Consider the following 25,081-nt stretch of genomic DNA (forward strand, 5'->3'; position numbering starts at 1 on the left):
CCGCCTCCCCCGCCCCGCCGGAAAGCCAAAGCGGAGAAAAAGGAGGGCCTGCTCTCCGGCTTGCTCAAGTCTCTGAAGCTGGAGGAGCTGGACAGCGGGGACGTGCTGCTGCTGCTCATTCTGCTGCTCCTGCTGCTGGATGGGGACGATATGGAGCTGGTCATCGCCCTGGGGCTGATCCTGCTGCTGGGGTTCGGCGGAGACCAGACGGACTAGGCGCCCGCCTCGTGGAGCACCGTCCCGTCCGGCAGGGTAAAGGAGGCGTCGGAGGGTGCGGGCCGCTCCAGAGCGGCGGAGGTCATGCGGTAGACCGCCTGCCCGTCCTGCAGCAGCTCGGCCTGCACCAGCAGGCCGCTGTCGTCCGCCACCCAGTAGCGCTCCACATGGCCGGTTTCATCGGCCTGGGTCTCTACATAAATGCAGCTCAGTCCGTTGAGCTCCTCATAGTCCGCCCTGGCGATGGAGTCCGTCTCCAGGTCCAGCACCGTCTCATAGGTGGGGATGCGCTGACCCTCCAGGTCGGCGGAGGACTGGTCCGCCGGGGCGTTCAGCACCTCGTCCTCCCCCTCGTACCAGATCCAGACCTGTCCGTCCCCCACAATGGAGCAGCGCACCTCTCCCCCGGGCAGGGTGGCGTTGGTGCGGGTCCAGCCCCCGTCCACCCACACCTGGGCCTGGGTGGTACCCTGGGCGTTCTCCCCCCAGATATCCAGAATGGTGACCGACCGGCCGTAGCTCTCCGGCCGGTTCAGGGTGGCGATGACGCTCTGCACCGTCTGGGGGGTCACATCCACCCGAACCACTCCGTCGTTCTCCACCTGACCGGGAGAGGCGGACGGCGCGGCGGAGGGCAGCACAATTTTCGCCGTGTCAGGGGCAAACATCCCCAGTCCAAAGCTGGAAAGGATGGCCACCACGATGATGATGCCTATGAGCACCACCACGATATTCCGCTTGCGCCGTTCCATCCGCCGCCCTCCTCTCCCGGCCTGACGGACTCAGACGCCGAAGGGCTCCGGCGGCTGGTCCCGGCGGCCAAATTTCCACAAAATCCCGTCCACGATCCGGCGGCAGGCCTGGCCGTCGCCGTAGGGATTCACCGCGTGGGCCATGGCGTGGTAGGTCTGTTCCTCCGTAAGCAGGCCGGCGGCCATCTGGAAGATGGTCTCCTCCTCGGTGCCGGCGATCTTCACCGTCCCCGCCGCCACAGCCTCCGGCCGCTCGGTCTCCCGCCGCAGGACAAGCACCGGACGGCCCAGGGCGGGCGCCTCCTCCTGCAGTCCGCCGGAGTCGGTCATCACCAGATAGCACCGGGCCATCAGGTTGTGCATTTCCTCCACGTCCAGAGGGTCGATCAGGTGGATGCGGTCATGGCCGGACAGGTACTTGTCCGCCGCCTCCCGCACCACCGGGGACAGGTGGACGGGATACACCAGCTCCACCTCCGGGAAGGCCTCCGCCACCCGGCGCAGGGCGGTCATGATATTGGTCATAGGCTGGCCGTAGTTCTCCCGCCGGTGGCAGGTCACCAGGATCACCTTTTTCCCCTGATAGTCCAGGCCGTTCAGCAGCTGGTTGGAAAACCGGTAGTCCGCCCGCACCGTGGTTTTCAGCGCGTCGATCACCGTGTTGCCGGTGAGGAACACCCCATCGGTAATGCCCTCCTGGGCCAGATTGTCCCGGTTGGCCGCCGTGGGGCAGAAGTGCAGGTCGGCGATATCCCCTACCAGCTTGCGGTTCATCTCCTCCGGGAAGGGGGAGTATTTGTCCCAGGTCCGCAGGCCGGCCTCCACATGGCCCACCATAATCTGCTTGTAGAAAGCGGCCAGTGCCCCGGCAAAGGTGGTGGAGGTATCCCCGTGGACCAGCACCAGGTCGGGCCTGGCCTGCTCCAGCACTCCCTCCATGCCCAGCAGGCATTTGGTGGTAATGGTGGACAGGGTCTGCCGGGGCTCCATGATATTCAGGTCATAGTCCGGCTTCAGCTGGAAGATCTCCAGCACCGCGTCCAGCATCTGCCGGTGCTGGGCGGTGACGCAGCAGATGGATTGAATCTCCGGCCGGCTCTGCAGCTCCTTCACCAGGGGGGCCATTTTAATGGCCTCCGGCCGGGTGCCAAATATGGTCATCACACGAATGGGATTCACGGTTCCTCCTCCTTCTCCTCCTGCGCCTCTTTCTCCCGCTCCTTGCGGTTGTTGCTCAGAAAGATGTGCCCGGCGATGGCCCCGGCAAAGCACAGGGCCATCAGCAGCAGCATGGCCTTCACCGGTCCGCTGGTGGTGAGCACCACGGCGGACAGGCCCAGGATGGCGCTGATCATGTAGAGCACCGCCACCGCCTGCTTCTGGTTCAGGCCCATGTCAATGAGCCGGTGATGCACATGGCTGCGATCGGCATGCATGGGGCTCTGGCCGTGGGCGATGCGCCGGATGAAGGCAAAGCAGGTATCAAAGATGGGCAGGCCCAGCATCAGGAAGGGCACTGCGAAGGAAATGATGGTATAGAGCTTGAACAGGCCCTGGATGGACACCACCGCCAGGATAAAGCCCAGGAAGGTGGAGCCGGTGTCCCCCATAAAGATCTTGGCCGGGTTCCTGTTGTAGGGCAGGAAGCCCAGGCAGCCGCCGGTGAGGGCGGCCATCAGGATGGCCACCGGTCCGTCGCTGATGGCCAGAGAGATCACCAGCAGGGTCATGGAGCCGATGGCGGAGACGCCGCAGGCCAGGCCGTCCAGGCCGTCAATCAGGTTGACGGCGTTGGTGATGGCCACGATCCACAGCACCGTCACCGGGATGGACAGCCAGCCCAGATCCCAGTACAGGTTCTGGGAGAACACATTGGGGTTGGACAGGGTGTCGATCACGTTGCCGGAGATTGCCGCCACCAGGGCGGCGGCAATCTGCACGCAGAACTTGAACATGGCCTTCAGGCTGTAGATATCGTCGAAAATGCCCAGCACCACAATGATGACGGCGCCCAGCAGCATGCCCCGCAGCTGGTTGTTCAGATCCAGAAACACCAGCACGCTGAGCAGGAAGCCCAGGAAGATGGCCAGGCCCCCCATGCGGGGGATGGGGTGGTCGTGCATCCGGCGGTTGTCCTTGGGCACGTCCACCGCGCCCATTTTAAAGGCCAGATTTTTCACCACCGGCGTGGTGATCACCGCCACCAGAAAGGCCACCACCAGAGCGGCGGCCACGATGCCGATCAGAGGAAGATTCAGATCGCTCGCCATAGGAAAATTGCTCCTTTAGTTACCGGGCCAGAAAGCCCACCTTTTTGTAGACCTTGCGCAGGGTCTTTTCCGCCACATAGGAGGCCTTCTCCGCCCCCGCCCGGTATACGCCCTCCAGGTAGGCCTTGTCGGAGAGCAGCCGCTGGGTCTCCTCCCGGATAGGCCGGAGCAGCTCCACCACAGCCTCTCCCACCACGGGCTTGAAGGCGCCGTAGCCCTTGCCCTCAAATTCCCGTTCGATCTCCTCATAGCTCTTGCCGGTGATGGCGGAATAAATATTCATCAGGTTGGACACGCCGGGCTTGGCCTCCCGGTCAAAGCGGACGCACCGCTCGGTATCGCTGTCGGTGATGGCCCGCTTGAACTTGCGCATGATGTCCTCCGGCTTCTCCATCAGGAACACGCAGCCCTCGGGAATGGACTTGCTCATCTTGGTTTCGGGCTGGTTCAGGCTCATCACCCGGGCTCCCGCCTTGGGAATGTAGGGCTGGGGCACTTTGAACACCTCGCCGTGGGCGTGGTTGAAGCGGTTGGCGATGTCCCGGCAGATCTCCACGTGCTGCTTCTGATCCTCCCCCACCGGCACAAAGTCGGGCTGGTAGAGCAGGATATCCGCCGCCATCAGGCAGGGGTAGGTGAACAGGCCGGCGTTGATGTTGTCGGCGTGCTTGGCGGACTTGTCCTTGAACTGGGTCATGCGGGAGAGCTCGCCGAACATGGTGTAGCAGTCCAGCACCCAGCCCAGCTCGGCGTGCTGGTGGACGTGGGACTGGACAAAAATGGTATTCTTCTCAGGGTCCAGGCCGCAGGCGATATAGGTGGCGATCTGGGTCAGGGTGCGCCGGCGCAGCTCCGCCGGATCCTGCCGCACGGTGATGGTATGCAGGTCGGCCATAAACCAGTAGCAGTCAAACTGCTCGGACAGCTCCGCCCAGTTTTTGATGGCCCCCAGGTAATTGCCCAGGTGGAGATCCCCGCTGGGCTGAATCCCGGACAGAAGGACCTTTTTCTCGTTTTCCATGGTAAAACACACCTCTTATGCGTGATGATTGTCAAATTGGGCCCATGGCCCCATATTGGTTTATCATATCATATCCAAATGGCCTTGACAATCCTCAGAAGAAAAAATAGAATAAGGTGACAAACATCGCAAATACTGTGGAAAAGGAGTTTTTCCCATGGAACTGAACTGGTTTGAGGAGATGGAGGCCCGCATTCCCAAGGACGGCGTGCGCACCCGCTTCGCCCCCTCTCCCACAGGGTATATGCACGTGGGCAACCTGCGCACCGCCCTGTACACCTGGCTCATCGCCCGTCATGCCGGCGGCAAATTCATTCTCCGCATCGAGGACACCGACCAGGGCCGTCTGGTGGAGGGCGCCACCGAGGTGATCTACGCCACCCTGCGCAAGTGCGGCCTCACCTGGGACGAGGGCCCCGACCTGGGCGGGCCGGTGGGTCCCTACATCCAGACCCAGCGCCGGGACCTCTATGGCAAGTATGCCCAGCTGCTGGTGGAGAAGGGCCACGCCTATTACTGCTTCTGCGAAAAGACCGAGTCGGAGGAGGACTCCGGCGACTTCAACCGGGCCGCCGACCCCTGCCGGGACATGAGCCTGGAGGAGGCCCGCGCCCGGGTGGCCGCCGGGGAGCCCTACGTGATCCGGCAGAAAATCCCCAACCAGGGCTCCACCACCTGCTCCGACGCCGTGTTCGGGGACATCACCGTGGAGAACAAGACCCTGGACGACCAGGTGCTCATGAAGCGGGACGGCCTGCCCACCTACAACTTCGCCAACGTCATTGACGACCATCTGATGGGCATTACCCACGTGGTCCGGGGCAGCGAGTACCTGTCCTCCGCCCCCAAGTACAACCTGCTGTACCAGGGTTTCGGCTGGGAGGTGCCCACCTATATCCACTGCTCCCCCGTCATGCGGGACCAGCACAACAAGATGAGCAAGCGCAAGGGCGACCCCTCCTACGAGGACCTGATCGCCATGGGCTACCTGTCCGAGGCGGTGGTAAATTACGTCACCCTGCTGGGCTGGTCTCCCCGGGGCGAGTATGCCGAGCGGGAGTTCTTCACCCTCTCCGAGCTGGCGGAGATCTTCGACATCGGCGGTATCTCCAAGTCCCCCGCCATCTTTGACATCGAAAAGCTGAAGTATTTCAACGCCAACTACCTCCGCTCCCTCTCCCCCGAGGCCTTCTACGAGGGCGCCGAGCCCTACCTGAGGGAGGCGGTCAAATCCCCCGGCATCGACCTGAAGCTCATCGCCCCCCTGGTACAGCCCCGGTGCGACACCTGGCTGGACATCGCCCCCCAGGTGGACTTCTTCGACGCTCTGCCGGAGTACTCCAACGAGCTGTACTGCCACAAGAAGATGAAGACCAACGAGGAAAACTCTCTGGAGGCTCTGGGACAGGTGCTGCCGGTGCTGGAGGGTCTGAACGACTGGACCTACGACGCCATTCACGACGCCCTCATCGGTCTGGCGGAAAAGCTGGAGCTGAAAAACGGCCGGATCATGTGGCCGGTGCGCACCGCCCTGTCGGGCAAGGCGGTGACCCCCGGCGGCGCGGTGGAGCTGTGCCACATTCTGGGCAAGGACGAGTCCATCCGCCGCATCAAGCTGGGTATGGAGCAGCTCAGCGGCCGGTAAACAAAATCTCCCGGGCATACAACGCCCCCTTTTACGCAACCTAGCGGTAAAAGGGGGCGTTTTGTTATGAATCAAAAGAAGCGGAAGGTCCTGGGGATCATCTTTCTGGCGGCAGCCTTTGCCGTCACCACCGGCTTTGCCATTCAGGGCCATGTGCGGGCCGCCCGATACCGGCACCTGCTGGACAACGGCTACCAGCACGCCTTCGCGGAGCTGGCCACGGCGGCAGGCGAGCTGGATGTGTCCCTGCAGAAGGTGACCTATGCCACCTCCCCCACCCTGTTCTCCGTGCTGTGCGCCCAGACCTACGCCAAGGCCATGGCGGCCCAGGCCGCTCTGGGGGAGCTGCCCTATGGCAACATCGAGCTGGAGCAGACCGCCTCCTTCCTGGCCAAGACGGGAGACTATGTGCTGGCCCTGGCCAGCGGCGTGGAGGGCGGGCAGGTGTGCTCCCAGGAGCACCGGGAAACCCTGCAGGCCCTCTCCCAGTCGGCCTCCCAGCTGGCCCAGCTGCTGCAGGGACTGCAAAGCGATCTGGAGGGCGGCACTTTGGAGCCGGAGGAGCTGGCGCAGGTGCAGGCCAGGCTGGCCGCCGCCGGACAGGAGGGGGAGCAGGTGGAGGCCGGCTCAGCCTTTCAGGACATGGAGGCCGATTTCCCTGAGGTGCCCTCCCTGATCTACGACGGACCCTTCTCCGAGCACCTGTCCAACCGCACCCCCAGAATGCTGGAGGGACTGCCCCAGGTGGATGAAGCCACCGCCAAAGAGGCGGCGGCCGCCTTCCTGGACCTGCGCAGCGACATCTTCACCCTCACCTCCACCGGAGAGGGCGCCCTGCCCGCCTACGGCTTCACCGCTCTGGTGGACGGCGGCGAGCTGTATATCGAGGTCACCAAGCAGGGCGGCCAGGTGCTCCAGCTGCTCAGCTCCCGGCGGGTGGGGGAGCCCACCCTCACCCGGAAGGAGGGTTATGAGGCGGCGGCGGAATTTCTCGCCAGCCGGGGCTTTCAGGATATGGACCCCAGCTACGCCATTGACCAGGGCGGGCTGCTCACCATCCACTTCGCCGCCCGGCAGGACGGGGTCTACTGCTACCCCGACCTGGTGAAGGTGCAGGTGGCCCTGGATACCGGGGATGTGGTGGGTTTTGAGGCCCACGGCTACCTGATGAACCACGGCAGCCGGGAGCTGGCCGCCCCCGCCGTGTCCGCCCAGGAGGCTGCCGGTCAGGTGCCCGGCAGCCTGACCATCCTCAGCAGCCAGCTGGCCCTCATCCCCACCGGCGGGGAGTATGAGGTGCTGTGCCACGAGTTCAAGTGCCAGAACGAGAGCGGCGGCCATGTGCTGGTCTACGTCAACGCCCAGACCGGCCAGCAGCAGAAGATCCTGCTGCTGCTGGAGGATGAGTCGGGCACGCTGGTCATCTGAAAACGACAACGGGGCCTGCCGTCAAACGCGGCAGGCCCCGTTTTTTACGGTTCAGAGCAACGGGCTCAGCACCCGCAGCAGGGAGCGGAACAGCCGGCGGGCCCAGCTGCGCTCCAGACACTGCTCCAGCGTCACCGGCTGGCACTTGATCTGGGTGTTGAGAAAGTCCGCTTTCACATCCAGCACCGTGGGGTCGCGGTACAGCAGCACCGCGTCCTCAAAGTGGAGAAACATACTGCGGTAATCCATGTTGATAGACCCCACCACTGCATACACGTCGTCCACCACCATGTTTTTGGCGTGGACAAAACCGGGGGTATACTCAAAAATCCGCACCCCCGCCTCCAGCAGCTGCTCATAGTGGGCCCGGGTCACCTCAAACACCAGGGGCTTGTCCGGAATGTGAGGGGTCATGATCCGCACGTCCACCCCGGATTTGGCGGCGTTGCACAGGGCGGTGTTGACGCAGTCGCTGATGATCAGGTAGGGCGTCATGATATACACATACCGCTCTGCCTTGGAGATCAGGTTGAGGTACACCGTCTCCCCCACCGCCTCGTTGTCCAGGGGGTTGTCGGTGTAGGGCTGGACAAAATACCCGCTGCCCAGCTGGGCCTCCGGCGGCAGACCAGCGGGCCGCAGGGCGGCATAGTCCACCTTCACCTCCCGGACATACTCCCACATGGTGAGGAACATCACCGTCATGCTCCAGGCCGCCTCGCCCTTCACCAAAATGGCGCTGTCCTTCCAGTGGCCAAAGCGCATTTCCCGGTTGATATACTCGTCGGCCAGGTTGATGCCGCCGGTAAAGGCGGTATGGCCGTCAATGATGCAGAATTTCCGGTGGTCCCGGTTGTTCATGCGGATGGAGATCACCGGCTTGAAGCGGTTGAAAAAGCAGCAGGGGATGCCGGTCTCCCGCTCGAACTTTTTGGCGAAGTTCATGGGCAGGGTGTTGAGAGAGCCCACGTCATCGTAGATGACGCGCACATCCACCCCGGCGGCGTGCTTTTCCTTCAAAATCTCCACAATGGAGTCCCAGAACAGCCCTGGGCCAATGATGAAGTACTCCAGGAAAATATACCGCTCAGCCCGCTTCAGCTCCTCCAGCATGACGGGAAACACCTGGTCTCCCAGGGGGAAATACTGGGTCCAGGTATTGGTGTACACCGGACAACGGGCATAGAGCTCCAGATAGCGGGCCTGATTCACCGCGTCCGCCCCGAAGGGGGCCAGCTGCTCCGCCTTGTAATCCCGCTCCAGCTGCTCCACCATGGTGTGGTCCACCCCCTGCATTTTCCGGCGCATCCGGGCGGACAGCTTGTTGCCGCCGCACAGCAGATAGACCAGCCAGCCGAAGGCGGGAAAGAGCAGAATGGGAATGATCCAGGCGATCTTGTACCCGGGATCGGTCTGGCGGCTGACAATCACCAGCACCGCCAGTACGGAGAGAATCACATAGGTCCAGTAGAGGTAAATATACGCGCCGGAAAACCACAGCGTGGAGGCCAGCAGAGCCAGAGACTGAATCAGAATCAGCAGCGCCACAATCACCCTGCGTTGAAAGAGGATGGACGCCAGCTTTTTGATGTTCATGTGCCGCCCCCCTGACGGACCACCACATTTTCCCCGCCCAGCAGCTCCTGCAGCTCTGCCACCAGCGCGTCGTGGACCAGGCAGGGCGTCCCCAGCAGCTTGCCGGTGTCGGCGCAGCGCACCTTCATCTGCTCCGTGCCGGGGAACATGGTCAGAATCAGCCGGATCTTCTCCCACCGGGGATCGCTGAGGCTGGGTATACGGATATACAGGCACCTGGCGCCGCCGGCAGGCCCCGGCTGGACCCCGTCCTTCACCTGCTCCAGAGGGGTCACCCGGTCGCACATGAGCTGGGGCGCCTTTTCGTCCCGGACGGAGAGCCGCCCCTCCGCCAGCACGGGCATATTCTCCTTCAGATAGGGGCCGCACTCCCCCAGCACCCGGGAGAACACCAGCATCTCCATGGAGCCGCTGTCGTCCTCCAGCGTCACATAGGCCATCAGGCTGTTGTTCCGGGTGGTCTTGGTGCGGGCGGCGGTGATCACGCCGGCCAGCTTCACCCGCTGCTCGTCCCGGAAGGTGGTGGGCCCTCCATCCTGGCCGAAATCGCTGAGAATGGCCCCGATGGCGGACGCCTTGCACTGCTTGGCCAGCTCCCGGTACTCGTCCATGGGGTGGCCGGACAGGTAGAGGCCGGTGGTCTCCTTCTCCATGGTCATCAGCTCCCGGCGGGAAAACTCCGGGATACGCTTCAGACGCAGCTCCGGGGCGGTCTGGCCCCCGTCTCCCCCGCCGCCGAACAGATCAAACTGGCCCTCCAGGTTCTTCCGCTTGTTCTGGGCAATGGTGTCCACCAGCGGCTCATAGGCGTCCAGCAGCTGGGAGCGGAACACCCCCATGCTGTCAAAGGCCCCGCACTTGATCAGGTTCTCCAGCACCCGCTTGTTCAGGTCGCTGTCAAACATCCGCTGGCAGAAGTCCGGAAAGTCCCGGAACACCCCGGCCTTTTCCCGCTCGGCCAGCACCGCGTTGATAAAGCCCCGGCCCACGCCCTTCACCGCCACCAGACCGAAACGGATGTGGTCCCCCGACACGGTGAAGTCCGCCCCGGACTCATTGATGTCGGGAGGCAGCAGCGGAATGCCGCACTCCTTGCACTCAGCGATATACTCCGCCACCTTCTCGCTGGAATCCAGCACCGAGGTGAGGAGGGCCGCCATATATTCCCTGGTGTAGTGGCACTTGAACCAGGCCGTGTGATAGGCCACGATGGCGTAACTCACCGCGTGGGCCTTGTTGAAGGCGTACTGGGCGAAGGCCTCGATTTCATCATAGATGTCCTCGGCGGTCTGCTGGGGAATGCCGTTGGCCACGCAGCCGGCAATGCTCCGCTCCGGATCGCCGTGGACAAAGGTGTGCCGCTCCTTCTCAATCTGGGCCTTCTTCTTCTTGGAGATGGCCCGGCGCACCATGTCGGCCTGACCCATAGTATACCCCGCCAGGCGGCGGAAAATCTCAATGACCTGCTCCTGGTAGACGATGCAGCCATAGGTCACCGACAGGATGGGCTCCAGAGCCGGGTGCTTGTACTTCACCTTGTCCGGGTTGTGCTTGCAGGCGATGAACCGGGGAATGGACTCCATGGGGCCGGGCCGGTAGAGGGCGATGATAGCGGTGATGTCCTCAATGTTGTGGGGCTTCAGGCCCACGCACACCCCGGTCATGCCGGCGGATTCCATCTGGAACACGCCGGAGGTCCTGCCGTCGGACAGCATCTGGAACACCTCCGGGTCCCCGTCTGGAATATCCGCCAGGGAAAAGCCGGGATTGCGCTTCTGCACCAGCTTTACCGTGTCGTCCAGAATGGTCAGGTTGCGCAGGCCCAGAAAGTCCATTTTCAGCAGGCCCAGCTCCTCCAGGGTGGTCATCACATACTGGGTGACCACCGATTCGTCGTTTTTCGCCAGGGGCACATAGTCCACCACCGGCCGGCGGGTAATCACCACCCCGGCGGCGTGGGTGGAGGCGTGGCGGGGCATCCCTTCGATGGCCTTGGCGGTGTCGATGAGCTCTTTGATTCGGGGGTCCCCCTCGTAGCTGTCCCGCAGGGGCTTGGACAGCTTCAGGGCCTCGTCCAGGGTGATGTGAAGGGCGCCGGGGCCGCTGGGTACCTGCTTGGCCACCGTGTCCACATCGGCGTAGGGGATGTTCAGGGCCCGGCCCACGTCCCGGATGGCCCCCCGGGCGGCCATGGTGCCGAAGGTGACGATCTGGGCCACGTGGTCCTCGCCGTACTTGTTCTGGACGTACTCAATGACCTCCTGCCGGCGGCGGATGCAGAAATCGATGTCGATATCCGGCATGGTCACCCGCTCGGGGTTCAAAAACCGCTCGAAGTAGAGGGAGTATTTCATGGGGTCCACGTCGGTGATATTCATGCAGTAGGCCACCATGGACCCCGCCGCCGAGCCCCGGCCGGGTCCCACCGGAATGCCCCTGCTCTTGGCGTAGCCGATGAAGTCGGAGACAATGAGGAAGTAGTCCACAAACCCCATCTGCCGGATGACCCCCATCTCGTAGGCCAGCCGGTCCCGGTAGCCCTCCGGGTCGTCGGGGTAGCGGCGCTGATACCCCTCCTGGCACAGCTTCTCAAAATAGGCGTCCCCGTCGTCATACCCCTCCGGCAGCTTGAATTCCGGCAGGTGGTAGGTGCCGAACTGGAAGTCCATATTGCACAGCTCCGCGATCTTCAGGGTGTTTTCCACCGCCTCCGGGTAATCGGGAAAGAGGGCGGCCATCTCCTCGGTGGACTTCACGTAGAGTTCGCTGGTCTCCATCTTCAGCCGGCCGGGATCGTCCACCGTCTTGCCCATCTGGATGCACATAAGGGTGTCCTGCATCTGGGCGTCCTCCCGGCGGAGGTAGTGGGCGTCGTTGGTCACCACCAGGGGGATGCCGGTCTCCTGGTGGATGCGGATGAGGCCCTGGTTGATGGCGGGGTCGTTGGGCAGGTTGTGGTCCTGGAGCTCCAGGTAATAGCCGTCCTCCCCGAACAGCTCCCGCATTTCCAGGGCGGCCGCCTTGGCCCCCTCGTAGTCCCCCGCCAGGATCCGCCGGGGCACCTCACCCGACTGGCAGGCCGACAGGGCGATGAGCCCTCCGGCGTGCTGCCGCAGCAGCTCCTTGTCGATGCGGGGCCTGATATAAAAGCCCTCGGTAAAGGCGCAGGAGTCCAGATAGCACAGGTTGCGGTAGCCCTCCTCGTTGCGGCACAGGAGGATCAGGTGGTACATGGCGGCGTCCAGCTCATGGACCCGGTCGGTACGGCTCCGGGGCGCCACATACACCTCGCAGCCGATGATGGGCTTGATCCCCTCCGCCTTGCAGGCCTTGTAAAAGTCCACCACGCCGTACATCACTCCGTGGTCGGTGATGGCAACGGCAGGCTGTCCCAGCTCCTTGACCCGCTTGACCAGCAGCGGGATGCGGCAGGCCCCGTCCAGCAGGGAAAACTCAGTATGGACATGCAGGTGGACAAACGACATAAGCTACCTCCTTTGAATCTCGGGGAAAAGGGACGTTATGGCTGCCTGGACAGCTCCATCAGCTTGCGCAGGCGGTGGTTGAAGGCGGATTTGCTCACCGGCGGATCGCACAGCTCCGCCAGCTGGGTGAGGGTCATCTCCGGGTGGGCCATCCGCAGGTCCACCGCCTCCTTCAGCTTGTCGGGCAGCTCCTCCAGCATGCCCCGCTCCTCCAGGCGGTAAATGGCCTCGATCTGGCTCTGGGCGGCCTCCACCGCCTTGTCCAGGTTGGCGGCGTCGCAGTTCACCCGGCGGTTGACGCTCCCCCGCAGGTCCTTTTCCGCCTTGGCGTTCATCAGCTCCATGGCGGCCAGGGGGGCGCCGATGGCGGTGAGGAAGTCCTCGATGGCCTCGCTCTGCTTGAAGTAGGTAATATAGTTGGCCTTGCGGCAGCTCTCCTTGGGGCTGAAGCCCGCCTCCTGCATCAGGGCCCGCAGCTCCCGGCTGACGCTGCGGTGGGGGGTGGCCAGCTCCAGGTGATAGCGCTTGGAGGGATCGGTCACCGAGCCCCCCGCCAGAAAGGCCCCCCGGAAAAAGGCGGTGCGGCAATGGTCCTCCTCCAGCACCGCGAAGTTGATGTGGTGGGCCAGAGACTCCGCCGGGTGGTAGCCGAAGGACTCCCCCAGGGCGGCCAGCTTGTCCGCCGCCGTCAGGGTGAAGATCCGCTTGGCCGCCCCCTCCTCCGGCACCCGGTCAAACGTCATCTGAAAGGCCTTTTTGAACAGGGCGGGCAGCCGGGCTGCAAAGTCGGCAGACTCGGTGGTAATACGCACCTGCCGGGCGTCAAACTGCCCGCAGTAGAGCAGCACGCCATAGGCCTCCGCCTGGGCGCAGCAGCGCCGGGAGAGGGCGGTCCGGCACAGCTCGGCCTTCACGTCGGATGAAAAGGACATGGGTTCCCTCCAGCCCGCCGGACACCTGCCGCCCGGCGGATTCAGAAAATTCTTGTGTCGGCCCGTTCCCGGTACAGGTCCATCACCGCGGCGGACAGCCGGGCGAAGGAGTGGCGGGCATAGTTCAGGGTCTCGGAGGCCAGGGGCCGGGTGACCAGCTCCACCCCCAGGGCCTCAATGGCCTCTTTGTCCACCACGATGGGGACGGCGTCCTCCTCCTTATACCGCTCCACCAGGCCGGGCCGCACCGGGGCGGAATTGCACAGGCACAGGTCCACCAGCCCCGGGCCGGAGTGGTCCAGCAGGGCCTTCACGTGGTCGGAGGCGGTCATGCCCTCGGTCTCCCCGTCCTGGGTCATGATGTTGCAGATATACAGTTTCATCGCCTTGGACGCCCGCACCGCGTCGGAGATGCCGTCCACCAGCAGGTTGGGGATGACGCTGGTGTACAGGCTCCCCGGCCCCAGCAGGATCAGGTCGGCCTCCTCAATGGCCCGGATGGCCTCCGGCAGGGCCTGGGGGTGCTCGGGCAGCAGCCGGACACTCTGGATGCGGCAGTCCTGGGCCTTCTTGAAGTCGCTGATTTTGGACTCACCCAGAACCCTGGTACCGTTTTCAAAGGTGGCCTCCAGAGCCACGTCGGCGGTGGTCACCGGCAGCACCCGGCCGGTAATGGCCAGAACCTGGCTCATTTTGGCCACCGCCTCGTCAAAGGAACCGGAAATGCCGTTGAGGGCGGCCAGGATCAGGTTGCCGAAGGACTGGCCGGTGAGCTTGCCCGACCCCTCCGGAAAGCGGTAGGTCAGCAGCTGCTGCATCACCGGCTCGGCATTGGCCAGGGCCTCCATACAGTGGCGGATATCCCCCGGCGGGGGCATCCCCAGGTCCTGGCGCAGCATACCGGAACCGCCGCCGTCGTCGGCCACCGTCACAATGGCAGTCAGGTTTTTGGTGTGATTTTTCAGCCCCCGCAGCATGGTGGAAAGGCCGGTGCCCCCGCCGATGGCCACCACCCTGGGGCCCTGCTCCCAACGCCGGTCATAGATGCTCTCGCTCACGGTATCCCTCCTTACGACCGGGTCATATCCCGGTGATTCTCCGTGGCCTGATAGCCCTTGCGCCGGATGAATTCGGCCAGGGCGCGGGTGATGGCCACCGAGCGGTGCTGCCCGCCGGTGCAGCCCACGGCGATCACCAGCACGGTCTTGCCCTCCTCCACATATTGGGGCAGCAGAAAACCGATGAGCCCCTCCAGATGGGTCATGAAGTCCTTGGTCTGCTGATAGCCAAAGACGAAGTTATACACCCCGTCGTCCAGCCCGGTCTGATGGCGCAGCTCCGCTATGTAATAGGGGTTGGGCAGAAAGCGCACGTCCAGCACCAGGTCGGCCTCGATGGGAATGCCGTACTTGAAGCCGAAGGAGATCACGTTCACCGCCATGGCGGGGGTCTCCCCGTCCCGGCCGAACAGCCGCAGCACCTCCCCCCGCAGCTTTGCGGTGGAGAGCACGCTGGTGTCGATGATATACTCCGCCCGCTGGCGCACCGGGGCCAGCATAGTGCGCTCGGTGCGCACCGCCTCGTCCAGAGAGCGGGAGGAGCCGGACAGCGGATGGCTCCGCCGGGTCTCCTTGTACCGTTTGATGATGGTCTCCACGCTGGCCTCCACAAAGAGGATCTTGTAGTCGCAGCCCATCTCGTGGAGCTCGTTGAGGGCGTCAAACAGCCCGTCAAAGGTCTGGCCTCCCCGGATATCGGTCACCAGGGCCACCCGATCGTACCGGCCGGGCTGGGCCATGCACAGGGCGGCAAACTTGGGGATCAGGGCGGCGGGCATATTGTCCACCACATAGAACCCCGTATCCTCCAGAAAGGAGGCCGCCTTACTCTTGCCCGCCCCGGACAGGCCGGAGATAATGATAAAATCCATGGCCGCTCACCTCAAAATCCCAAAAGCTTTACTTCCGGCTCCAGCTCCACGCCGGTGTCCCGGAGCACCCGCTCCCGCACCTGCTCCATCAGCCGGAGCACATCCTCCGCCGTGGCCCCGCCTCGGTTGACCACAAAGCCCGCATGCTTTTCCGACACCTGGGCCCCGCCCACCGACAGGCCCTTCAGCCCACACTGCTCAATGAGGGCGGCGGCAAAGTGGCCCTCCGGCCGCTTGAAGGTGCTGCCGGCGCTGGGCTGGTCCAGGGGCTGCTTGGCGCGTCTCTTCTGGGCCAACTCATCCATTCTTATCTTGATGAGGGTGGGGACGCCCTGGGCCAGTTCAAACTCGGCCTCCAAAATGAGCCGCTCCGGGTGGTCGGTAAACAGACTGTGGCGGTAGGTAAGAGCGCACTCCTGAGCGGGCAGGGTAATCACCTGGCCCGCCTCGTCCAGGAAGGTGACGGCGGTGAGTACCTGGGACATCTCGCCGCCGTAGGCGCCGGCGTTCATGGCGACGCCTCCGCCAAGGGTACCGGGAATACCATGGGCAAATTCCAGGCCGGTGAGGCCACAGCCCCAGGCCGCCATAGCCAGCCGGGCCAGGGAAATGCCGCTCTCCGCCCGCAGGCGGCGGTTGACCACCCTGGTCTGATCCAGGCCGGTGAGCTTGACAATAAAGCCCTCATACCCCCGGTCGGCCACCAGCAGATTGCTGCCATTGCCCAGGAAAAAGGGCCGTATGCCCAGCTCGGCCGCCGCCCGCACCGCAGCCGCCGCCTCCTTCCGGTCCCTGGGCAGGGCCATCAGGCGGGCGGGGCCGCCGATACGGAATGTGGTGTGGCGGCTCATGGGCTCATGTTCCCGCAGCTCCAGCTCCGGCCGCCGTGTCCGAAGGGCCTGAACCAATCTTTCCAACTGTTCCATGCTGACCTCCCGCGCACAATCACAGGTTATTAAAGAGTATACCAGAAAAAGGGGAAAAATAGAAGGGGACGTTATGCCAGGCCGAAGCGCTGGAACTGCTCCCGGCTGCCCCGGAAGATATTCAGGTCAATGCGGTCCTGGCTGCCGTCATACCCCTCCAGCCGGGCGGTATGGGAGTACTGCCAGAAGTCCCAGCCCGGCACCAGGGGAAACACTGTGGGGCTGGAGCACCAGATGGGGTACTCCCCGTACCCGCCCCCCGCCAGGTAGAGGTAGTAGGAGCGGTAGGTGACGTAGAGGATGGGCTTTACCCCATAGTGGGCCTCCAGCCGCTCCAGCAGCGGGTCCAGAATGGAGCGCACGTGCTCCTTTTCCGGGGGATTCTCCAGATAATCCCCGTAAAATTCGATGTCCACCACCGGAGGCAGAGCCCCCTCGGTCACCGGCACCATGTCGATAAAGTTATCCGCCTGGGTCTCCCCGGGGGTATCGTAGCTGAGGAAGTGGTAGGCCCCCGCCCGCACTCCGGCGGCCTGGGCCCCCGCCCAGTTGTCGGCAAACCGCCCGTCCCGCAGAGTGGAGCCCTCGGTGGCCTTGATGAAGGCAAAGTCCACCCCCTGGTCCGCCAGCACGGGCCAGTCCACCACTCCCTGGTAGGAGGACACGTCCACCCCAAACACCTCCCACTGCTCCGGGTTGGACTCGTGGGAGAGCAGCAGCAGGCCCCGCCACCGCAGCACCGCCAGCGCGGCCAGCGCCGCAGCCGCCAGAATCAGGCAGACCAGCAGCAGCCTGCCCGCCACTCGAATCACTTGTCTCAAGGGTCATCACCAATTTCTGAAATTCCCGCCGGGGGCGCTGCCCCTCCGGCGGATCTTCTCTATCATACCCGCCGGGGGGAAAAAACGCAAGAGCAACAGAGGGCGTCCGGACCCACAGGCCGGACGCCCTCATGCTTACAAAATGGCCTTGATGCGCTCCACCGCTTCCACGGTGTCCTCCGCCCCGCCGAAGGCGGTGAGGCGGATATACCCCTCCCCGCTGGGGCCGAAGCCCGCGCCGGGGGTGGTTACCACATTGGCCTGCTGGAGCAGGCGGTCGAAAAACGCCCAGGAGCCCAGTCCGTCCGGCGTTCTGGCCCAGACATAGGGGGAGTTCTCCCCGCCGCACACGGTAAGGCCCGCCCCCGCTAAGCCTTCCCGGATTACCCGGGCGTTATTCAGGTAATAGCCGATGGTCTCCCTGACCTGGGCCCGCCCCTCCGGGGTGTAAACAGCGGCGGCCCCCCGCTGCACCACATAGGGAGCGCCGTTGAACTTGGTACACTGGCGGCGATTCCACATGCCGTTGAGGGCCACGCCCCCCCGCACCAGGTCTTTGGGAATGACGGTGTAGGCGCAGCGGGTGCCGGTGAAGCCGGCGGTCTTGGAGAAGGAACGGAACTCGATGGCGCAGGTTTTGGCCCCCGGAATCTCAAAGATGCTGTGGGGGATGGCCGGGTCGGTGATGAAGGCCTCGTAGGCGCTGTCAAAGAGGATCACCGCGCCGGTGGCGTTGGCGTGGTCCACCCAGGCCTGCAGCTGCGCCCGGGTGGCCACCGCGCCGGTGGGGTTGTTGGGGAAGCACAGGTAGATCAGGTCCACCGGCTGGCTGGGGATGTCGGGGGAAAAGCCGTTCTCCGCCACGCAGGGCATGTAGACCAGCCGGTCCCAGCGGCCCTTGTCCCCGTCGTAATGGCCCGCCCGGCCCGCCATGGCGTTGGTATCCACATAGACGGGGTACACCGGGTCGCACACCGCCACCACGTTGTCCACACCGAAAATATCCCCGATGTTGCCGCAGTCGCTCTTGGCGCCGTCGGAGACGAAGATCTCATCGGGGGCGATATCCGCCCCTCTGGCCTGATAGTCCTCTTTGGCGATGGCCTCCCTGAGGAAGGCGTAGCCCTGCTCCGGGCCGTAGCCGTGGAAGCCCGTCACGGTGGCCATCTCGTCCACTGCCTGGTGCATGGCCTGGGTCACCGCCGGGACCAGGGGCCGGGTCACGTCGCCGATGCCCAGGCGGATGAGCCGTTTGGCCGGGTTGGCCTCGGAATAGGCCGCCACCCGGCGGGCGATCTCGGAGAACAAATAGCTGCCCGGCAACTTCTGATAGTTTTCGTTGATGGTCACCATGTTTCTCTCTCCTTTATTCATCCGTTTTCCAGGGGTATTCCCCCTCATATACCGTCACCGCCGGTCCGGTGAGATCCATATGGCCGCTCTGGCGGTCCCATCGAACCTCCAGAAGGCCGCCGGGCAGCTCTACCTGAGCCGCCGGCTCCGCCCGTCCGGCGGACACCGCCGCCGCCAGAGCCGCACAGGCCCCGGTACCACAGGCCAGAGTCTCCCCGCTGCCCCGCTCCCATACCCGCATCCGCAGGCGGTTCCGGGCGGAGACCTGCACAAATTCCACATTGATTCCGCCGGGAAAGGCGGGATGTTTTTCCAGGGCGGGCCCTATCATTTCCAGGTCCAGGCCGTCCATGTTCTCCAGGAAAACCACGCCGTGGGGGTTGCCCATGGACACCGGCGTCAGCCGCCAGCGGCGGCCGGCCGCCTCCAGCTCCAGCGGCCTTTCCACCTCCGGCACGCCCATATCCACCCGGACGGTCCGTTCCCGGTCCGTCCCGTCCAGCAGCTCCACCAGCCGCAGCCCCGCCCTGGTCTCGATCACCAGCCGGGTGCGGTCGCTCAGCCCCCAGTCCCGGATCAGCTTGCCCAGACAGCGGATGCCGTTGCCGCACATCTCCCCCTCCGAGCCGTCGGCGTTGAACATCCGCATGGCGAAGTCCCCCCGTTTTGAGGGAAACAGGCAGATGAGCCCGTCGGCTCCCGGCCCGAAGTGCCGGTCGCTGAGGGCCTCCGCCAGCTCCGGCAGTCTCTCCGGCCCGCCCTCCAGACAGTTGAGAAAGATATAGTCGTTGCCCAGCCCCTGCATTTTGATGAATCGCATATCCGACCCCCTCCTCCAGGTATACGGAAGGGCGGCAGTCCCGCAGAACTGCCGCCAAAGGACCACTGTGCGATTCATCCTATGCGTTTCAGGGCGCTTCCAGCACCTTCCGGGCCACCTGGACCAGCTTGGTCCCCTGGTCCATGCTCTTTTTCTGGAGGAAGTGATGGGCCTCGTCCTCGGTCATGGCATCCCGGGTCATCAGCAGGGCCTTGGCCCGCTGGATCAGCTCCCGCTCCGCCCCATCCCGGCGGGACAGGGCCCCTTCGGCCTCCCGGCCCATCTGGAGCAGCCGCTCCACCCCCTCCAGCAGCGCGCCCCGGGAGGTGGGGGCGGGCAGCGGAAGCAGGCGGTCGCTCCGCAGCAGGTCCAGCTGGTCCTGGGGGGCCAGCACCAGCATGGCACAGAAGGGGGGCAGATCCTCCAGCACGTCGGCCGCCGTCTCATCCGCCAGCTTGAAGCCGCAGACCACGGCGGTGATATGCCGCTTGTTCACCAGCCGCCGCACCTGGTCTCCCGAGCGGCAGACCAGGCAGCTGGCCGTACCGGAGCACTCCAGAATCTCCCTGATCCGGCGGCAGGTCTTTTCACTTTCAAAGGCCACAAGCACCTGGTCCAAGCTCTCTCACCCCCGCTCCCGGAGCTGACGGCGCACGGTCAATAGTTGATGATGTACTTCTCCCGCTCCCAGGAGGACACCCGGGTGCGGTACTCCTCCCACTCCTTCTTCTTGCCCTCGATGTAGTTGGCGGCCACGTGGTCGCCCAGGGTGTCCAGGATCAGCTGGTCGCCCTCCAGGGCGGCGATGGCCTCCTCCAGAGAGCCGGGCAGGCTCTCGATGCCGTGGGTCTTCCGGGTGGCGTCATCCATGGCGTAGATGTTCTCGGTGATCTCGGCGGGGGGCGTCAGCCCCTTCTCGATGCCGTCCAGGCCGGCGGCCAGGCACACAGCGAAGGCCAGATAGGGGTTGCAGGAGGGATCGGGGGAGCGCAGCTCCACCCGGGTGGACTGACCGCGGGAGGCGGGAATGCGGATGAGGGCGGAGCGGTTGGAGGCCGACCAGGCCAGGTAGCAGGGGGCCTCGTAGCCGGGCACCAGCCGCTTGTAGGAGTTCACCAGGGGGTTGGTGATGGCCGCCATACCCTTCACATGGGCCAGAAGGCCGGCAATGAAGGAGTAGGCCTCCTTGGACAGGCCCCGCTCCCCGTTGGGGTCGTAGAACACATTCTTGCCATTGCGGAACAGAGACATGTTGGTGTGCATGCCCGAACCTGCCACGCCGAAAATGGGCTTGGGCATGAAGGTGGCGTGGAGGCCGTTCTTCTGAGCCAGGGTCTTGACCGCCAGCTTGAAGGTCATGATGTTGTCGGCGGCGTGGAGGGCCTCCTCATACTTGAAGTCGATCTCGTGCTGGCCCTGGGCGCACTCATGGTGGGAGGCCTCAATCTCAAACTTCATAGCCTCCAGGGCCATGCAGATCTCCCGTCGGGTGGATTCCCCGTGGTCCAGGGGGCCCAGGTCGAAATAGCCCGCCTCGTCGTTGGTCTTGGTGGTGGGCTTGCCCTCGTCGTCGGTCTGGAACAGGAAAAACTCCGCCTCGGGACCCACGTTGAAGGAATCAAAACCCATGTCGTGGGCCTTCTGGATGGCCCGCTTGAGCACATAGCGGGGGTCGCCGGCAAAGGGAGAGCCGTCGGTATTGTGGACGTCGCAGATCAGCCGGGCCACCTTGCCGTGGCTGGGCCGCCAGGGAAACACCCGGAAGGATTTCAGGTCGGGATACAGATACTGGTCGGATTCGTCGATACGGACAAAGCCCTCGATGGAGGAGCCGTCAAACATACACTGGTTGTTCACCGCCTTCTCAATCTGGGAGGCGGTGATGGCCACATTCTTCAGCTGGCCGAAAATATCGGTAAACTGCAGGCGGATGAACTCGATACCCTCCTCCCGGACCAGGCGGATGATATCCTCTTTACTGCTCGGCATGGCAAAGCATTCCCCTTTCTCTCCATACAATTCCCGTCTTTCGCAAAAGACGGATACGAAGAAAGGCGCTCCGCCCGCCGGGTCGGAACGCCTTTGTTCACAACTGTTAGGGTCAGTATACGTGCTTTCCCCCCACGTGTCAAGGCGTTTCTCCGCCCCGGGGGAAAACTTTGTCGCAACGGACAGCAGGCCCTCGGCGGCAGCCAAGTTCTTTTATGCAATTTCCCCGTGGGTGTTTTTTTGCAGGAAAAACACGCATTTTGTTTGACGCAAGCCCTTCCCTCCCCCTATAATAACCTTACTTCCAAGAGACAAAGGAGGTCCCACACCATGAGCGCTTCCATTCTCATCGCCGAGGACGACGGCGATATTCGCGACCTGCTGCGGCTCTACCTGGAGAGCGAGGGCTACCGCGTCCTGGAGGCCGCTGACGGAGCCGCCGCCCTGGCTCTGGCCCGGGAAAATATGCCGGATATGGCCATTCTGGACGTGATGATGCCTGAGCTCAATGGCTATGAGCTTACCCGCGCCCTGCGGAAATTCAGCGACATTCCCATCCTCATCCTCTCCGCCAAAAGCCAGGACAACGACAAGATCCTGGGGCTGAACCTGGGGGCGGACGACTATATCGCAAAGCCCTTCAACCCGGTGGAGATTGTGGCCCGGGTCAAAGCCCAGCTCCGGCGGGCCACCCGGGAAAACAGCACCACCCTGACGGTGGGGGAGCTGTCTCTGGACACCGCCACCTTCCAGCTGACCAAAAACGGTCAGCCCATCGCCCTCACCCCTATGGAATACAAGATCCTGGCCCTGCTCATGCGCTCGCCCGGACGCATCTTTACCAAAATCCAGCTCTACGAGGGGGCGGTGGGCAACTATTTCGAGGGGGACGACAACACCATGATGGTACATATCTCCAAGCTCCGGGAAAAAATCGAGGACGATCCCAAGGACCCCCGCTACATCATCACTGTGAGAGGACTGGGGTATAAGATTGAAAAATAAGCGCTTGCGGGGCAGCCTGTTCGGCCTGCTGGTGCGCAGCTATCTGCTCTTTACCCTGACGCTGCTGCTGATCGCGTCCGCTCTGTTCTGGCTGTGGAACAGCAGACTGGACCTGATCTACCAGCCGCCGGACTGGGACGGGCTGCTGAAGGACCCGGCCCTGAACGCCGGAGCCTATCAGGAGCTGACCCGCTATCTCAAACACGGCCGGGGCGACTTTGCCATCTACGACGGCGACGGCGCCCAGGTCTATGCCTCCGGCGGAGGCTTTGACAAGGCCTATACGGCGGAGGAGCTGGCCTGTATCCTCCCCTATGGGGAGCCGGTAGCCGTAGATATCTACCACACCACCCAGCCGGACGGCTCCCACCGGCACCTGCTGGTCCGCACCGTCTACCAGGATGGCGCTCAATCTCCCACCCCGGAGATCATGGTGCTGGATGAAAACCTGCAGGTGGCTTTCGGCGGCTTTGGCGACGGCAGAAGCAGCTATACCCAGCGGGAGTTCCAGCTGCTCTCCAGCAACGAGCTGTTCCGTGCTCCTTTCCAGGCGGCAGACGGCAGGCCCATGACCGCGGTGCTGCGGGTGACGCTGCTCAGCGACGCGGCCTACCAGACCGCCTATCAGGAGTCCTGGCGGATCTGGCTGCTCTTTCTCCCCCTCTATCTGGGGGCGACCGCCCTGTTCATCTTCCAGCTCCGGCGGACCATTGCCCGCCCCCTCCGGCGGCTCAACGACGCGGTGGTGGCCCAGGCGGAAAACAGGCCGGTGCAGCCGGGCAACTGGAGCGGCCCCCGGGAGATCCGCCGCATCGGGGAGAGCCTGGACCGCTTTTCCCAGCAGCTGGCGGAGAGCGAGGCCCAGCGGCGGCAGATGGACCAGGACCGGCAGAAGCTGATTGCCGACATCTCCCACGATTTAAAGACCCCCATCACCGTTATCGCCGGATACATCGACGCCATCTGCGACGGAAAGGTGCCGCCGGAGGAGCAGGAGCGCTATCTCCGGGCCATCCACGGCAAGGCGGAGGCCCTCACCGAACTGGTGAACGCCTTCCATGAGTACAGCAAGGTGGAACATCCGGAATTTGTGCTCCGCCCGGAGCGGACCGACCTGTGCGAGTTTCTGCGGGAATATCTGGCGGACAAGTACGACGAGATTGACCTGGCCAGCTTTTCCCTGGAGGTCTCCATCCCGGAGCGGCCGGTCTTCTGTCTCCTGGATCCCATGCAGTTCCGTCGGGTGCTGGACAACCTGCTGTCCAACGCCCTGCGGCACAACCGGCTGGGAACAGCCCTCTTTTTCGACATTTCCGCCGGGCCCAAAACCGCCCTGCTGCGCATGGGCGACAACGGAGCGGGCATTCCGCCGGAGCGGGCCAAGCGGATTTTCGACCCCTTTGTGGTAGGCAGCGAGGCCCGCTCCGGCAAGGGCAGCGGCCTGGGCCTGTCCATCACCCGCCGGATCATGGAAAAGCACGGCGGCGCCATCACCCTCAACCCCCACCCCACGCCGGGACGCAGCACCGAATTTCTGCTGGAGCTGCCCCTGGCGTCCCCGCCGTCTGACAAAGACTCCGAACCGTAACCGGTTCGGAGTCTTTGTTTTTTCTTTAGAAAGCTTTAGCTTCCGCTGGGTAGCTGATAAAGTTTGGCCGGGTATGATGGTCCCAGAAAGGAGGCCGCGCCCATGACCCCATCCGACGCCCGCAGCCGGCCCATCATCGAAGTGAAAAACATCCGCAAGGAGTACCCCATCGGCGATGAGACGGTGGTGGCCCTCAAGCGCATCAACCTGAATGTGATGCGAGGGGAAATCTGCTGCATCTTCGGCACCTCCGGCTCCGGCAAATCCACCCTGCTCAATCAGCTGGCCGGTATGGAAAAGCCCACCCGGGGGGAGGTGCTCATCGGCGGCGTGCCCATCTCCCGGCTGAACGAAAACCAGCTGGCCTCCTTCCGCCAGCGGCATCTGGGCTTTGTATTCCAGTCCTACAACCTGCTGCCCAACCTGACCGCCACGGAGAACGTGGCCATGCCCCTGCTGTTCCGGGGGGTGCCCAAGGCCCAGCGGGAGGCCGCCGCCCGGAAGCTGCTGTGCCGGGTGGGGCTGTCCCACCGGCTGGACCACTTCCCCCGGCAGATGTCCGGCGGCCAGCAGCAGCGGGCGGGCATCGCCCGGGCCTTCATCGCCCGGCCCGACGTGGTCTTTGCCGACGAGCCCACCGGCAACCTGGACTCCAAAACCACGGTGGAGATCATGAACATGATCTGTACCTTCGCCCGGGACTACCACCAGACCATCATTCTGGTCACCCACGACCCGGAGATGGCCTCCTACGCCCACCGGATCGTCACCCTCATCGACGGCGAGATCGTCAGCAACCAAGTCAACAATAAGGAGAAATCACGCCATGAAACCTAACCTGTCCCAAAAATTGCTCTCCCTGCTGCTCCTTCTGGCCATGCTGACGGCGGCCCTGCCCGCCGCGCTGGGCGCGGACGGCACCAACCTCTACATCACCGGCTATACCCTCACCAACGCCGCCGGCAGCAGCGTGGGGTCCATCAACAAAGGCGACACGGTCAACATCACCGTATCCATCAAGGACACCAGCTCCCCCAGCACCGACGTGGGCACTCTGGACGTGACCAAGCTGGAGGACAGCTTCACCGGCGGCTCGGCCTCGGTGGCGCGCACCTCGGAGGAGGGCAAGCCTCTGGTCTATGCCGTCACCCTCACCGGCCTGCAGTACAAGGGCTCGGGGCAGAGCCTGCGGCTGCAGGTGGGCCTGCCCGGCTCGCCGGACTCCTACCAGACCCTGGAGCTCACCATCACCGAGGCTGTAGTCTTTGATCCCTCTCAGATCCCCCCTCCGCCCACTCCCACCC

The 25,081-nt window shown here is 63.9% G+C and carries 21 protein-coding genes and 1 pseudogene; 7 read left to right on the plus strand and 15 right to left on the minus strand.

Annotation, left to right across the window (positions count from 1 at the left end; genetic code table 11):
* On the plus strand, positions 1-216 hold a 216-nt coding region (locus tag B5F88_RS20725), incomplete at its 5' end, for a hypothetical protein (RefSeq protein ID WP_087347133.1).
* On the opposite strand, the gene B5F88_RS13520 is transcribed toward B5F88_RS20725, so the two are convergent.
* The 4 genes from B5F88_RS13520 to trpS are packed head-to-tail and all read right to left on the minus strand — an operon-like array spanning position 213 to position 4,259.
* The gene (locus B5F88_RS13520; protein ID WP_087347136.1) at positions 213-968 is read right to left on the minus strand and encodes a hypothetical protein; all 756 of its coding nucleotides are present in this window, start codon (positions 966-968) and stop codon (positions 213-215) included. The genes B5F88_RS20725 and B5F88_RS13520 overlap by 4 nt on opposite strands.
* Positions 969-998: 30 nt before the next feature.
* Complete coding sequence (wecB, locus tag B5F88_RS13525) at positions 999-2,147, minus strand: UDP-N-acetylglucosamine 2-epimerase (non-hydrolyzing) (RefSeq protein WP_087347139.1); 1,149 nt, start codon at positions 2,145-2,147, stop codon at positions 999-1,001.
* Positions 2,144-3,238 carry an MraY family glycosyltransferase gene (locus B5F88_RS13530; RefSeq protein ID WP_087347143.1) on the minus strand — a complete coding sequence of 365 codons (1,095 nt, stop codon included), beginning with the start codon at positions 3,236-3,238 and terminating at the stop codon, positions 2,144-2,146. The genes wecB and B5F88_RS13530 overlap by 4 nt, the downstream gene beginning before the upstream one ends.
* A 19-nt stretch (positions 3,239-3,257) precedes the next feature.
* Positions 3,258-4,259, minus strand: a complete 1,002-nt coding sequence (gene trpS, locus B5F88_RS13535; protein WP_087347148.1) for a tryptophan--tRNA ligase — start codon at positions 4,257-4,259, stop codon at positions 3,258-3,260.
* Between the two features lie 157 nt (positions 4,260-4,416).
* Between trpS and gltX the strand changes: the two genes are divergently transcribed.
* Positions 4,417-5,904: a glutamate--tRNA ligase gene (gene gltX, locus B5F88_RS13540; RefSeq protein WP_087347150.1), complete on the plus strand. Its 1,488-nt coding sequence runs from the start codon at positions 4,417-4,419 to the stop codon at positions 5,902-5,904.
* A gap of 66 nt (positions 5,905-5,970) precedes the next feature.
* On the plus strand, positions 5,971-7,332 hold the full coding sequence (locus tag B5F88_RS13545; protein ID WP_087347154.1) for a PepSY1/2 domain-containing protein: 1,362 nt from the start codon (positions 5,971-5,973) through the stop codon (positions 7,330-7,332).
* Positions 7,333-7,383: 51 nt separating this feature from the next.
* On the opposite strand, the gene cls is transcribed toward B5F88_RS13545, so the two are convergent.
* From cls to glnA, 11 genes are all read right to left on the minus strand, one after another.
* Positions 7,384-8,928 carry a cardiolipin synthase gene (gene cls / locus B5F88_RS13550; RefSeq protein ID WP_087347157.1) on the minus strand — a complete coding sequence of 515 codons (1,545 nt, stop codon included), beginning with the start codon at positions 8,926-8,928 and terminating at the stop codon, positions 7,384-7,386.
* Complete coding sequence (locus tag B5F88_RS13555) at positions 8,925-12,413, minus strand: DNA polymerase III subunit alpha (protein WP_087347159.1); 3,489 nt, start codon at positions 12,411-12,413, stop codon at positions 8,925-8,927. The genes cls and B5F88_RS13555 overlap by 4 nt, the downstream gene beginning before the upstream one ends.
* Before the next feature lie 35 nt (positions 12,414-12,448).
* On the minus strand, positions 12,449-13,345 hold the full coding sequence (whiA, locus tag B5F88_RS13560) for a DNA-binding protein WhiA (RefSeq protein WP_087347163.1): 897 nt from the start codon (positions 13,343-13,345) through the stop codon (positions 12,449-12,451).
* 41 nt (positions 13,346-13,386) lie between these two features.
* Complete coding sequence (locus B5F88_RS13565) at positions 13,387-14,403, minus strand: gluconeogenesis factor YvcK family protein (protein WP_087347166.1); 1,017 nt, start codon at positions 14,401-14,403, stop codon at positions 13,387-13,389.
* Positions 14,404-14,414: 11 nt separating this feature from the next.
* Positions 14,415-15,275, minus strand: a complete 861-nt coding sequence (rapZ, locus tag B5F88_RS13570; protein WP_087347169.1) for an RNase adapter RapZ — start codon at positions 15,273-15,275, stop codon at positions 14,415-14,417.
* 11 nt (positions 15,276-15,286) lie between these two features.
* Positions 15,287-16,201 carry a UDP-N-acetylmuramate dehydrogenase gene (murB, locus tag B5F88_RS13575; protein ID WP_087347173.1) on the minus strand — a complete coding sequence of 305 codons (915 nt, stop codon included), beginning with the start codon at positions 16,199-16,201 and terminating at the stop codon, positions 15,287-15,289.
* Positions 16,202-16,272: 71 nt separating this feature from the next.
* Complete coding sequence (locus B5F88_RS13580; protein WP_242959795.1) at positions 16,273-17,013, minus strand: GH25 family lysozyme; 741 nt, start codon at positions 17,011-17,013, stop codon at positions 16,273-16,275.
* Positions 17,014-17,157: 144 nt separating this feature from the next.
* Positions 17,158-18,375 carry an LL-diaminopimelate aminotransferase gene (locus B5F88_RS13585; RefSeq protein ID WP_087347179.1) on the minus strand — a complete coding sequence of 406 codons (1,218 nt, stop codon included), beginning with the start codon at positions 18,373-18,375 and terminating at the stop codon, positions 17,158-17,160.
* A 13-nt stretch (positions 18,376-18,388) separates the two neighbouring features.
* Positions 18,389-19,195 carry a diaminopimelate epimerase gene (dapF, locus tag B5F88_RS13590; protein WP_087347182.1) on the minus strand — a complete coding sequence of 269 codons (807 nt, stop codon included), beginning with the start codon at positions 19,193-19,195 and terminating at the stop codon, positions 18,389-18,391.
* Positions 19,196-19,283: 88 nt separating this feature from the next.
* Entirely contained in the window at positions 19,284-19,805 is a 522-nt protein-coding gene (locus B5F88_RS13595) for an ANTAR domain-containing protein (RefSeq protein ID WP_242959796.1), read from the minus strand.
* 47 nt (positions 19,806-19,852) lie between these two features.
* Positions 19,853-21,184, minus strand: a complete 1,332-nt coding sequence (gene glnA / locus B5F88_RS13600) for a type I glutamate--ammonia ligase (RefSeq protein WP_087347189.1) — start codon at positions 21,182-21,184, stop codon at positions 19,853-19,855.
* A 330-nt stretch (positions 21,185-21,514) separates the two neighbouring features.
* Here glnA and B5F88_RS13605 point away from each other — a divergent pair, with 330 nt between their 5' ends.
* From B5F88_RS13605 to B5F88_RS13620, 4 genes and pseudogenes are all read left to right on the plus strand, one after another.
* A complete protein-coding gene (locus B5F88_RS13605; RefSeq protein WP_087347193.1) occupies positions 21,515-22,189 on the plus strand; it encodes a response regulator transcription factor in 675 nt (224 codons plus the stop codon).
* Complete coding sequence (locus B5F88_RS13610; protein WP_087347196.1) at positions 22,179-23,777, plus strand: HAMP domain-containing sensor histidine kinase; 1,599 nt, start codon at positions 22,179-22,181, stop codon at positions 23,775-23,777. Before B5F88_RS13605 ends, B5F88_RS13610 begins: the two co-directional genes overlap by 11 nt.
* A gap of 102 nt (positions 23,778-23,879) precedes the next feature.
* Positions 23,880-24,614 carry an ABC transporter ATP-binding protein gene (locus tag B5F88_RS13615; RefSeq protein WP_087347199.1) on the plus strand — a complete coding sequence of 245 codons (735 nt, stop codon included), beginning with the start codon at positions 23,880-23,882 and terminating at the stop codon, positions 24,612-24,614.
* Positions 24,604-25,081: pseudogene (locus B5F88_RS13620) on the plus strand (hypothetical protein); the annotation flags it as partial. The gene B5F88_RS13615 and the pseudogene B5F88_RS13620, both read left to right, overlap by 11 nt.

It is taken from the genome of Flavonifractor sp. An306, from assembly GCF_002159455.1.
Classification (GTDB): domain Bacteria; phylum Bacillota; class Clostridia; order Oscillospirales; family Oscillospiraceae; genus Flavonifractor.

Coding starts and splice junctions, on each gene's coding strand:
- B5F88_RS13520 (WP_087347136.1), bottom strand. CDS start 968: ATGGAACGGCGCAAGCGGAATATCGTGGTGGTGCTCATAGGCATCATC.
- B5F88_RS13530 (WP_087347143.1), bottom strand. CDS start 3,238: ATGGCGAGCGATCTGAATCTTCCTCTGATCGGCATCGTGGCCGCCGCT.
- trpS (WP_087347148.1), bottom strand. CDS start 4,259: ATGGAAAACGAGAAAAAGGTCCTTCTGTCCGGGATTCAGCCCAGCGGG.
- gltX (WP_087347150.1), top strand. CDS start 4,417: ATGGAACTGAACTGGTTTGAGGAGATGGAGGCCCGCATTCCCAAGGAC.
- B5F88_RS13545 (WP_087347154.1), top strand. CDS start 5,971: ATGAATCAAAAGAAGCGGAAGGTCCTGGGGATCATCTTTCTGGCGGCA.
- cls (WP_087347157.1), bottom strand. CDS start 8,928: ATGAACATCAAAAAGCTGGCGTCCATCCTCTTTCAACGCAGGGTGATT.
- B5F88_RS13555 (WP_087347159.1), bottom strand. CDS start 12,413: ATGTCGTTTGTCCACCTGCATGTCCATACTGAGTTTTCCCTGCTGGAC.
- whiA (WP_087347163.1), bottom strand. CDS start 13,345: ATGTCCTTTTCATCCGACGTGAAGGCCGAGCTGTGCCGGACCGCCCTC.
- rapZ (WP_087347169.1), bottom strand. CDS start 15,275: ATGGATTTTATCATTATCTCCGGCCTGTCCGGGGCGGGCAAGAGTAAG.
- murB (WP_087347173.1), bottom strand. CDS start 16,201: ATGGAACAGTTGGAAAGATTGGTTCAGGCCCTTCGGACACGGCGGCCG.
- B5F88_RS13585 (WP_087347179.1), bottom strand. CDS start 18,375: ATGGTGACCATCAACGAAAACTATCAGAAGTTGCCGGGCAGCTATTTG.
- dapF (WP_087347182.1), bottom strand. CDS start 19,195: ATGCGATTCATCAAAATGCAGGGGCTGGGCAACGACTATATCTTTCTC.
- glnA (WP_087347189.1), bottom strand. CDS start 21,184: ATGCCGAGCAGTAAAGAGGATATCATCCGCCTGGTCCGGGAGGAGGGT.
- B5F88_RS13605 (WP_087347193.1), top strand. CDS start 21,515: ATGAGCGCTTCCATTCTCATCGCCGAGGACGACGGCGATATTCGCGAC.
- B5F88_RS13615 (WP_087347199.1), top strand. CDS start 23,880: ATGACCCCATCCGACGCCCGCAGCCGGCCCATCATCGAAGTGAAAAAC.